The sequence below is a fragment of the Phocaeicola barnesiae DSM 18169 = JCM 13652 genome, from assembly GCF_000374585.1.
Lineage (GTDB): Bacteria > Bacteroidota > Bacteroidia > Bacteroidales > Bacteroidaceae > Phocaeicola > Phocaeicola barnesiae.
Genome location: NZ_KB894643.1, coordinates 375894 through 387620, shown reverse-complemented (window position 1 = coordinate 387620; position 11727 = coordinate 375894). Strand labels below are relative to the sequence as shown.

At 48.1% G+C, this 11727-nt stretch carries 7 protein-coding genes; 6 read left to right on the top strand and 1 reads right to left on the bottom strand.

The window, feature by feature from the left end:
* Positions 1 to 33: 33 nt before the first annotated feature.
* From C510_RS0101615 to C510_RS0101600, 4 genes are all read left to right on the top strand, one after another.
* Entirely contained in the window at positions 34 to 924 is an 891-nt protein-coding gene (locus C510_RS0101615) for a 3-keto-disaccharide hydrolase (RefSeq protein ID WP_022340357.1), read from the top strand.
* A gap of 88 nt (positions 925 to 1012) precedes the next feature.
* On the top strand, positions 1013 to 1921 hold the full coding sequence (locus C510_RS0101610) for a sugar phosphate isomerase/epimerase family protein (RefSeq protein ID WP_026320059.1): 909 nt from the start codon (positions 1013 to 1015) through the stop codon (positions 1919 to 1921).
* Between the two features lie 209 nt (positions 1922 to 2130).
* Positions 2131 to 5001: a SusC/RagA family TonB-linked outer membrane protein gene (locus C510_RS0101605; RefSeq protein ID WP_018709589.1), complete on the top strand. Its 2871-nt coding sequence runs from the start codon at positions 2131 to 2133 to the stop codon at positions 4999 to 5001.
* Positions 5002 to 5050: 49 nt separating this feature from the next.
* Positions 5051 to 6766 (top strand): RagB/SusD family nutrient uptake outer membrane protein, encoded by a 1716-nt coding sequence (locus tag C510_RS0101600; protein ID WP_018709588.1) that lies wholly within the window; start codon positions 5051 to 5053, stop codon positions 6764 to 6766.
* Between the two features lie 73 nt (positions 6767 to 6839).
* Here C510_RS0101600 and C510_RS0101595 read toward each other — a convergent pair whose 3' ends face one another.
* A complete protein-coding gene (locus C510_RS0101595; protein ID WP_018709587.1) occupies positions 6840 to 8039 on the bottom strand; it encodes an exo-beta-N-acetylmuramidase NamZ family protein in 1200 nt (399 codons plus the stop codon).
* Between the two features lie 236 nt (positions 8040 to 8275).
* Here C510_RS0101595 and C510_RS0101590 point away from each other — a divergent pair, with 236 nt between their 5' ends.
* Entirely contained in the window at positions 8276 to 8812 is a 537-nt protein-coding gene (locus C510_RS0101590; protein ID WP_018709586.1) for an HDIG domain-containing metalloprotein, read from the top strand.
* Positions 8813 to 8900: 88 nt separating this feature from the next.
* Positions 8901 to 11654, top strand: coding sequence for a putative LPS assembly protein LptD (locus C510_RS0101585; protein ID WP_025892108.1), 2754 nt, complete (start codon positions 8901 to 8903; stop codon positions 11652 to 11654).
* The last annotated feature ends 73 nt before the right edge of the window (positions 11655 to 11727 follow it).

The window sequence follows — 11727 nt, the reverse complement described above, 5'->3', positions numbered from 1 at the left end:
AATGATTATCAATAACTTTAAATATTTGTTCACATGAAAAAAATGAATTATACCTTGGGCGTATTGGCCTTGAGTTGTACTTTGGCGGCTTGTGGCGGCCAGAAAAAGGCCGATAATCAGGTAGCGGAAGAAACGGCAACTACAGCTACCGCTCCTACTACCACTATGTTGTCTTATTCCAAATCGTTGAAGGCGCCTGAAACAGATAGTCTGGCATTTCCGATTGACAAGGATGGTTACATTACAATCTTCGACGGAAAGACATTCAACGGCTGGCGTGGTTATGGTAAGGACAGGGTTCCTTCACGTTGGGTCATCGAAGACGGTTGCATCAAATTCAATGGTTCAGGTGGCGGTGAAGCACAGAACAACGATGGTGGCGATTTGATTTTCGGACATAAGTTCAAGAACTTTGAATTGCAACTGGAATGGAAGATTTCGAAGGGCGGTAACTCCGGTATCTTGTATCTGGCACAGGAAGTCACTTCGAAAGACAAGGACGGAAACGAAGTGCTGGAACCGATTTATATCTCCGCTCCTGAATATCAGGTATTGGATAATGCCAACCATCCGGATGCGAAATTGGGTAAGGACAACAACCGCCAGTCTGCTTCTTTGTATGACATGATTCCGGCCGTTCCTCAGAACCAGAAGCCTTATGGCGAATGGAACCAGGCTAAAATCATGGTTTATAAAGGTACCGTAGTTCATGGACAGAACGGAGAAAACGTCGTAGAATATCACTTGTGGACTCCTCAATGGACCAAGATGTTGCAGGAAAGTAAGTTCAGTGAAGATAAATGGCCGTTGGCTTTTGAATTGCTGAATAATTGCGGTGGCGAAAACCATGAAGGATTTATCGGACTTCAAGACCATGGCGATGATGTCTGGTTCAGAAACATCCGTATCAAGATACTCGACTAGTTTTCATTATATATTAAATTAAAAGTTGATGCAAGTTCCGGGCTAAGGCTGTTTTGAGCCCGGAACTGCTTAATTCCTAATCTTATCTATGAAAAGACAATGTTATTTTTGGATGCTTGGAATCCTGTTCTTGATTCCATTCCAGTTCGTTATGGCTCATCCGGAAAAAGAGGCCAAAAAAGAAATAACAATCCAGCTTTATTCCGTACGGAGTCTGATTAATGATGTCAATAAAGACGGCAAAGCTTCTGATGTGTATCTCAAGACATTGAAAAGTCTGGCTGATATGGGGTATACTTCGGTAGAGGCAGCTTATTACGGCGAAGGTAAATTCTATGGACGTAAACCGTCCGATTTCAAGCACGATGTGGAAAATGCCGGAATGAAGGTATTGTCTTCGCATTGTAGCCGTGCGCTGAATGCCCATGAATTGCAGACCGGCGATTTGTCTGAGGCATTGGCCTGGTGGAACCAGTGTATAGCCGACCACAAGGAAGCTGGCATGAAATACATCGTATTCCCTTATCTGGAAGTTCCCAAAACGGTGAAGGACCTGGATCTTTATTGCAAGTATTTCAACGAGATAGGTAAACGTTGCAAGGCAGCCGGATTACAATTCGGTTATCATAACCATGCCCATGAATTCCAGAAAGTGGAAAACCGTGAGGTGATGATGGATTATCTGTTGCAACACACAGACCCTGAATATGTATTTTTCGAAATGGACGTATATTGGGTGGTAAGAGGACAGAATAGTCCGGTCGATTATTTTCACAAGTATCCGGGACGTTTCAGAATGTTGCATCTGAAAGACCATCGGGAAATCGGACAAAGCGGTATGGTTGGTTACGACGCGATTTTCCGGAATGCGGATGTGGCAGGTGTAAAAGACATTGTAGCCGAGATAGAATCATATAGTACGGATGACGTACTGAAGAGTGTGAGAGAGAGCATCGATTATCTGCTGGATGCCCCTTTCATTAAGGCAGAATATTAACAACTACTATTGAGAATCAATCCTTTAATTTTTGTTTATTCTACAATATTTTGATTATGATATCTGGAAAGAAACATAACTTAGGCATGCGTTGTACTTCGTTCAGGCAAGTGACGGTATTGCTTGTCTCGGGGTTATTGGGGATTACAACGGTTAACTTGCAAGCTAAAGATTTATCGGCCTCCCATCGTGATTTGAATGAAAAATCAATGGCCCAGCAGCATCAGAAGGTGACGGTAGTCGTATCTGACAATGCGGGAGAACTGATTGGAGCCAATGTATTGGTAAAGGGAACAACAAACGGGAATGTAACAGATATTGACGGACGGGTCGTCTTGCAGGATGTACCGGCCAATGCCGTTCTGGAAATATCATTTATCGGCTATAAGACGAAAGAGGTGCCGGTAAAAGGCCAGAATCTCATCCGCGTCACCTTGTCCGAAGATTCGGAAACCTTGGATGAGGTGGTTGTGGTAGGATACGGAACCATGGAGAAGAAACAGGTGACCAGTGCCGTGACTTCTCTTTCCGCAAATGATATGATGAAAGGGGTTGGAGGAGCCGATATTACGACCTCCCTGCAGGGTAAGATCAGTGGATTGTTGTTGCAGAACAACGGTAGCGCGAATGCCGGAACGACTATCCAGTTGCGTGGTATGACTTCTATCAATGCCGGACGTTCGCCCTTGATTGTCATCGATGGTTTTCCGGGGGGTGATATCCGTTCCATCAATCTGGACGATGTGAAATCGATTGATGTCCTGAAGGATGCCTCTGCCGGAGCCATTTACGGAACACGGGCCGCTTCGGGAGTTATCCTGATTACGACCAAGAGTGGATCGAATACGAACGGGAAAGCCAAATTGACTTATAGTACAGAACTCTCCAAGAAGCAGGATTACGGAAAACCGGAAATGCTGAGCGCCGATGAATACAGGGCTCATAACGTCGGAATCGATTATGGAGATGATGTGGATTGGTGGGAAGAGTTGATCAATGACAACAATTTCTCTCAGAAACACAACCTGACGCTGGAGTTGGGAACGGAAAATGCCCAGATCTTCACTTCCTTCTTTTATCAGAAGAACGAAGGTATCGCCATTGATGATTCCCGACAGGATTACGGAGGGCGAATCAACGCGAATTTCAAATTGTTTGACGGATGGCTCGAAATCCGGCCGAACGTGGATTACCGTCAGGCATGGAGAAATAACAACTGGCCTAATTTCCAGCAGGCTTTGAGAAACAACCCGACTCGTTCTCCTTACGATCCGGATAGCGAGAGCGGATACAATGTATGGACGGGCGAGACCTTGGATTACAACGTGTTGGCCAATTCGGCCTTGTACGATTACGAAGGACTTGACAAGTGGTTCAAACCGGAAGTTTCCTTGAAATTGAATGTCAAGGCCATACCTGGCCTGTCGTACACGCAGACCATCGGTTATGAGAGCCGTCAGTGGGAGCTTCACCAGTTCCGTTCCCGGTATCACCTGGATGAAGTGAACAACAGCCGTACCGGATGGGCTAAACTGGAGTTCAGTAAGACCGAGAACCTGACTTCGGAAGGTTACGCCACATACGTGAAGGAGCTGGAAGGAGGACATAGCCTGAATGCCGTAGCAGGTTATTCTTACTTTGAAAACAACGGTGAAAACTTTTATGCCGAAAACTACAATTTCGATGTAGAAGGAATCCGTTTCTGGGATATCGGCAAAGGTTCGTACCTGAGTGACGGTAAAGCCGGAATGGGTTCCGGAAAGAACATCACGGAACGCTTGTTTGCGCTATATGCCCGTGCGAACTATTCCTATAACGACAAATATATGGTGACGGCAACCATCCGTCATGAAGGTTCGTCAAAATTCTCGGCTCAGAACCGGTGGGGAAATTTCTGGGCGTTGTCCGGTGGATGGCGTATTTCCAACGAAAAGTTCATGGAGAAAGCCGATTGGGTAAACGACCTGAAACTCCGCTTCGGTTATGGTGTGACAGGTAACAATGATTTCAGCTCCTCTTTCATGGCCAATGTCTTGGGTTCGGATGCTTACTGGATGCTGCCTAACGGAACCTGGGCCTATTCTTATGGTAAGACGCAGAATATCAACGAAAACCTGGGATGGGAAGAGAAAAAGGAATGGAACATCGGATTGGATTTCTCCTTCTTCGACAACCGTCTTTACGGTAAGTTCGACTACTATCGCCGCAAGATTGATAACATGATCTATGAGGTGAAGGTACCTCAACCTCCATTTACCCAAGGAACGCAATGGCAGAACATCGGAGCCATGGAAAGTAAAGGTTGGGAATTCGAAATAGGGGGTGATATCATCCGGAACAAAGACTTCGTGTGGACTTCCAAGGTGAATCTGGCTCATAACACCGGTAAGATTCTTACGTTATGGGGAAACAATACTTACTACAATGGAAACTCATTCCCGGCTCCGGGTACACCGGGCGATGCCGCCAGAATGGAGGAAGGTTCTACCATCGGTTCTTTCTACCTCTGGAAGTTTGCCGGATTTGACGATGACGGTAATTTCTTGTTGTACAACAAGGAAGGAGAGGTGATTCCTGCCGCCGAGAAGACCGAAGCGGACAAGCAATACATCGGCAATTACGTGCCAAAGATTATGCTGGGATGGAATAACTCATTCATGTACAAGAACTTTGACTTGAGTATCAATATGCGTAGCTGGATTAAGTTCGATGTGTACAACATGATCAACATGTATTTCGGTATCCAGGGAATCGACGAGTGTAATGTGCTGAAGGAAGCCTATGGAAAGTTCAACCACATCCGGGGTGAGAAACAGATATGCGACTATTACCTGGAAGATGGTACTTTCCTGAAGATTGATGCCATTTCTTTGGGATATTCACTCTCGTTGAAAGAGTATTCCAAATGGCTCGACAAGCTCCGTATCTATGCTACGGTAGGAAATGTGGGTATGTTCACCAAGTATAGCGGCGTGAACCCTGAGGTCGATATTGCCGGCTGGGATAAGGGTACGGAACGTTTCGACGGACTTTACCCGTTGGTAAGAACATATACATTGGGATTGCAAATCTCTTTCTGAGTATGATGGTTAAAATGATATTGACTGAACAAAGTTAAGATACATAGCTATGAAAGCATTTACTATAAAATCAGGAATTGTAGGAAGTCTGTTCTTTTTGACGATGGGAACTTCCTGTAATGTAGAGCCGACGTTTTATTCTCAAGTAGTGCCCGAAACGTTCTACTCTTCGCAGGAGGCGGTTTGGGAACGGTTTAACAGACCTTTCACCCATTGGCGATGGTGGATTGCCCAAGACAGGGCCCGGTGGGAGTTGCAGGAACTCGGTACGGATGAGTTCTGTGTCCCGACCCGGGGCAGCGACTGGTACGACGGGGCGGTCTATCAGAAGTTTCATCACCATGAGTATACCGAAGACATGACCAGCATTGCGAATGGATGGACGAATTTCTCGATGGGAATCGCATTGTCCTGGGACGCGCTGGAGGATTTGCAGAAGATTGACTTCGAATCCTTGGGTTTTGAGCCTGGAACCAAAGAGTCCATGTTGAGCCAGATGAATACACTGGTCGCTTCCTTTTACTTGGACGGGCTGGATTTCTTCGGGGGAGTTCCGCTCTATACGACTACCCAAAGTGAGGTCCTGCCTCGGTCTACCGATGTGGAGACATTCAATTTCATCGATTCGTTGCTGACCGAGTCGCTTCCGGAATTACCCGTGAAGACGGAACTGGGAGCCATGGAGACCAACACGGTCCATCAGGCCGTAGCCGCCGCTCTGAAGGCCAAGCTTTATTTCAATGCGGAGGCCTATATCGGGAAACCGATGTATGAGGAGGCCGCCCAGATTTGCCAGGATATCATCGATGGAAAGTACGGAAATTATGCATTGGCAACCGACTGGACCGACATCTTCGGTTTCCGGAATGAAACCTGTCCCGAAATCATCTGGACACTCCCCAGTGAGAATGCCAAGCTGGAGACCGACGGATGTTATTGGAAACCTTCCATGCCTTACAATTACAAGGGCTTCCTGGGTGGCCTGAAGGATTCCGATGCGGACAACGGAAGTTGTCTGATTCCTAGCCGTGACCCGAAAGGGAACCTGTATCACTTCAACTTGAGTAATAACTATGAAGGTTACGACGATAAGGATGTCCGTAAGCAGCAATATGTTTATGAGGAAGGTGGAAAGTACCGTGGCATGTTTGTCGTAGGCAAGCTGGTCAATCCTGATCATCCGGATTGGGTCTGTGTCGGAGCGAGAGACTATATCGGTCAGCCGCTTGTCATCCGTGACCAGATAGCTTGTTTTACCAAGGTCGGAAAGGAATATGCGAGTGTGGATGAGTTGCCTTCTACCATCGCTACGGGCGAAGAGGATTCCGGCGTACGTCTGATGAAGCGGAGTCCGAGACCGAATGCCGACGAGTATAAGGAGATGTACAATCCCGATATTCCTGTGATTCGCTTGAGTGAAATCTATTATACCCTGGCTGAGTGCAAGATGCGTGCCGGCGACAAGCAAGGGGCTGCCGATTTGATCAATGCCGTACGTAAGCGTAACTTTGCCGATGGCGTTGATCCGGACCCTGTAACCGCCGCCAACCTCGACAAGTACCGTATGCTGAAGGAATGGAAACTCGAATTCCTGGGCGAAGGACGCCGTCGTACAGACCTGGTTCGCTGGGGTGCCTATGTAACCGAAGACTGGTGGGACCACAAAGCGACTAATAATCAGTATCTGAATCGGTTCCCGATTCATTATAGCATCATAGGGGCAAATAATCTTCTGGAACAGAATCCTGGTTACGGTGGTAAATAACCAGGTGGAGTTTGAGTTTGTTTGTGTAGGTGGGAAGTGCTCTCGGTGAGTGTGTCCCACCTTTTTTTATGGGTTATTGGCCGGAAACGGAAGAAGCCGGTTCCGGATAGAGCAGGTATTTCTTCCGCAAGGTCCGGTACTTGTCCAGGTCGGCCTGCCAGGCGGAGCGGATTCCGGTTTCGTCTTTTCCTTTCAGGATGTCCAGACGTACCTGGTCGGTTCCCATCAGCAGGTCGAAGAAACGGGAACGGCTGAAGAATTTGTCACCTTGCCCGGCTTTCCGGTAGGCCTGGTAGAATCGGAGGACGTACTCCAACGAGAATCCGGCGGGGGGAGTCGTCTGGCGCAGGTCGAGTCCGTAGCAGGTCTTTCCGTTCTGTAGCGGATTCTTGTCAGATCCGGCCGTCGGCTTCGGTACGAACGAGTAGGGGAAATCCCGTGTAACGGGGCTTCCGACAACCTGGAAGGGGTTTGCCGTCCCTCTTCCCACGCTGACAGGAGTTCCTTCGAAGGGACACAGGGAAGGATAGAGGGCAATGGCCTGGTCGTTCGGTAGGTTGGGCGAGGGTTTTACCGGGAGCGAATACGGTTGGCCGTGTTGCCATCCGCTTACCGGAACGACGGTCAGCTCACACCGCAGTCCGTTTCCCAGCCAGCCTTCTCCGTTCATCATCCGGGCCAGTTCTCCGATGGTACATCCGTGCAATACCGGAATGGGGAACATGCCCACAAAGCTCTTGTAGCCGTTTTTCAGCACCGGTCCGTCGATGTAGTCGCACGGGTTGGGGCGGTCCAGCAGGAGGAGGGGCTTGTGTTGCTCGGCGCAGGCCTGCATCACATAATATAATGTGCTGATGTAGGTATAGAAGCGGGCGCCCACATCCTGGATGTCGAACACCACCCAGTCCGTCCGTTGCAATTGTTCCGGTTGAGGCTTCTTGTTCTTCCCGTACAGGGAATAGATGGGTACACCGGTACGGGCATCTTTCCCGTTCCGGACCGTTTCGCCCGCATCGGCCGTCCCTCGGAATCCGTGCTCCGGGGCCAGTATCTGTACGGGGCGTATGCCCAGGGCGCAAAGTGTGTCCAGCAGGTGTGTTTCTCCTATCCGCGAGGTCTGGTTCACTACCAGGGTAATCCGTTTCCCCTTCAGAAGCGGGAGATAGGCTTCCGTCCGGTCGGCTCCGGTGCGCAGGTCTTCTCCGTAGGCGGTCGTAACGGCCAGCCCGAAAATCCATATCCATGCGAGGAGGTATGTACAGAGATGTTTCATAGTGCTTTGTCCTTTTATAACGTTCTGGTAGACAAAGATAGACGATTTCCGGATGACGGCAAGCGTTCGGGAATTTTTTTGAATCGGATGCGGATGTTTTTGAATCTGTTCCCGTAAGTTTTGAACCGGAAGAATTCCGTTGGTATTTTTCCGATTATTTTTTATATCTTTGTTATCACGATAGCTAAAAATACGCTTACATCCGTAGTGATAAAAAGTAAAAAAAGGAAAAGTATATGAATCCGTATGCAATCATAGACAAGTATTATCCGTTGGATAATGAACTGAAACATATTCTGGTAACTCATAGCCGTTCGGTAGCCGATAAGGCTTTGGCTATGGCTCGGAAACATCCGGAACTCGAGCTCGATATACCCTTTATTGAAGAGGCGGCCATGCTTCACGACATCGGTATCTTCAAGACCGATGCCGATAAAATCTATTGCATGGGACATTATCCGTATATCTGTCACGGATACCTGGGAGCTGACCTGATGCGTGAGGAAGGCTTCCCGAAGCATGCGCTGGTGTGTGAACGGCATACGGGAGCCGGTCTGACACTACAGAGCATCATCAGCCAGGGGCTTCCGGTACCGCACAGGGAACTTGTGCCGGTCAGCCTGGAAGAGCAACTCATCTGTTTTGCCGACAAATTCTTCTCCAAAACCCATCTGGACCGTGAAAAGAGTGTGGAAAAGGCACGGAAAAGCATCCAGAAGTACGGAAAAGAGGGTCTGGACCGCTTCGATAACTGGTGCAGACTCTTTTTGTAGTCCTAAAAATACATTAAAAAGCCGGGCTTTTATGTTTATTTGAGTGAGATTGTGTACTTTTGTACGCACATTGCGTAAATATTTGATGATGACATCGTTTAAAAGAATAACATATCTGCTGACGGCTTTGTTTATTTTAGGATGTTCTTTTTCTTTCTATGCAGAGGCACAGCGTGTTAAGGGAAAGAGAGGACGTACACCTTCCAGCCTGTCAGTCTCGGATTCTATACAGGGAGATTCGTTATTGGTAGATTCGCTTGCATTGGATACGGTGGGGAGTGATACGGCAAAGAAAAAAGACCCGTTGGATGCCCCGGTGGTATACGAGGCGAGTGACTCCATCGTGTTTACCCGTGGAGGATTTGCCCACCTGTATGGAAACGGAAAGGTCAATTACCAGAATATCGAGTTGACTTCGGCCGTCATTACCATGAATATGGATAGCAGTACGGTATTTGCCCGCGGTGTGGAGGATTCTACAGGGGTGGCAACCGGAACGCCGGTCTTCAAGGATGGCGAAACGCCGTACGAATCTGAAATCATGCGCTATAACTTCAAGACGAAGAAAGGTTTCATCAATAGCATTATCACTCAGCAGGGTGAAGGGTATGTGACCAGTGAGGAGGCCAAGAAGGGTCCGAACGACGAGATTTACATGCGTCACGGAAAATATACCACGTGCGACGACCATGAGCATCCGCATTTTTACCTGAAACTATCGATGGCGAAGGTGCGCCCGAAGAAGAATGTAGTATTCGGTCCGGCCCAGCTGGTGGTAGAGGATGTGCCTCTTCCCATTGCCGTGCCTTTCGGTTTCTTCCCGTTCAACAGCAGCTATTCTTCCGGTTTCATCATGCCGACCTACGGTGATGAAATGAACCGTGGTTTCTACCTGCGTGACGGTGGTTATTATTTTGCCATCAGCGACCGGATGGACCTGAAAGTGCTGGGCGAAATCTTTACGAAAGGTTCGTGGGGACTTTCGGCGGCTTCCAATTATAACAAGCGTTACAAGTATAGCGGTACATTCAATGCCAGTTACCTGGTGACGAAGACCGGTGACAAGGGGATGCCGGACTATGCGGTATCGAAGGACTTCAAGATTCAGTGGAGCCACCGTCAGGACGCGAAGGCCAATCCGAACAGCACCTTCTCGGCCAGTGTGAACTTCGCCACCAGTAGTTACGACCAGTCGAACCTGAGCAGTCTTTACAATCCGCAACAATATTCGCAGAATACCAAGGCTTCCAGTGTGAGCTACTCACGTAACTTTCCGGAAATCGGTCTGAATATCTCCAGTACGTTCAACATTACGCAGAATACGCGCGACTCCTCGGTAACGATGACCCTTCCGGATGTCAACATCGCGTTGAACCGTATCTATCCGTTCAAACGGAAAAAGGCGGCGGGTAACGAGCGCTGGTACGAGAAGATTTCGTTGCAATATACCGGAAGTATGACGAATAAGGTAGATACGAAGGACAATCTGCTTTTTAAGACCCCGATGCGTCAGTGGGTGAACGGTATGCAGCATAAGATTCCGGTGACGGCTACCTTTACCTTGTTCAAATACATCAATCTGGTTCCGTCGTTCAACTATACCGAGCGGTGGTACCTGAACAAGATTACCCGAAGCTACGACCCGAGTCCGGCTTCTACAGACCATGTGAAACGGGATACCGTTAGCGGTTTCTACCGGTTGTACGACTATAACCTGGCTTTGCAGATGAATACCAAGCTTTATGGTATGTACAAGCCGTTGTTCATGAAGAGTAAGGAAATCCAGATACGTCACGTGTTCTCTCCTTCGGTAAGTTACACGTATACCCCGAATTTCGGAGCTTCGCGTTACGGATATTACGATACGTATACGTATACGGATGAAGACGGTGAGGTACGTACCGTAGAGTATTCTCCATTTGAAGGAATGAGTTACGGAGTTCCTGGAAAGACGATGTCCCAGAACATCAGTTTCTCGGTGGATAATAACCTGGAGATGAAGATGAAGTCGGATAAGGATACAACGGGCTATCGGAAAATCAGTCTGATTGACCAGTTGGGTGCTTCGCTTTCTTACGATATGGCAAACAAGAAGTGGAGTGACTTGAGTATGAACGTGCGTCTGAAACTGACCAAATCGTATACCTTCAATATGAACGCTTCGTTTGCTACGTACGCCTATCAGTTCGATGACCAGGGTAATGTGGTGGTAGGTGATCGTACCGAATGGTCGTACGGACGTTTCGGCCGTTTCCAGGGATATAGCGGTTCTTTCTCGTATACCCTGAATAACGATACGTTCAAGAAGCTGTTCGGCAAGTCGGAAGATAAGGGAGAAGACGATAAGAAGAAAGAAGAGTCCGAGGACGATGACAATGCGGAGAATGCAGAGCAGAAGGAAGAGGAAACCAATAATTCCGGTATGCGTAAGACGGAAAGTGCGGCGACGGATGCGGATGGTTACCTGGCCTTCAAGTTCCCGTGGAGCATCAGCTTGAGTTATAGCTACAGTATCCGTGAAGACCGGACGAAAGACATTAACATCAAGACAATGCGTTATCCGTATTCGTTGACCCATTCGTTGAATGTTTCGGGTAACTTCAAGATTGGTAGCCGTTGGAACATGAACTATTCTACCGGTTATGATTTTACGACGAAGGAGATGTCAATGACGACGCTGAACATTACGCGTGACCTGCATTGCTTCAACATGAGTTGTGGTCTGGTATTCGGTCCGTTCACCTCGTACAACTTCTCTATCCGTGCCAACTCCAGTATGCTGACGGATGCCCTGAAGTGGGATCAGCGTAGTAATACGGGTAGTTCGGTTACGTGGTATTGATATCGCTTTCCGGAGATGTTTCTTCCCGGCATGCTTCATGCCGGAACAGGATATAAAAGTTGAGGCTGTCTGT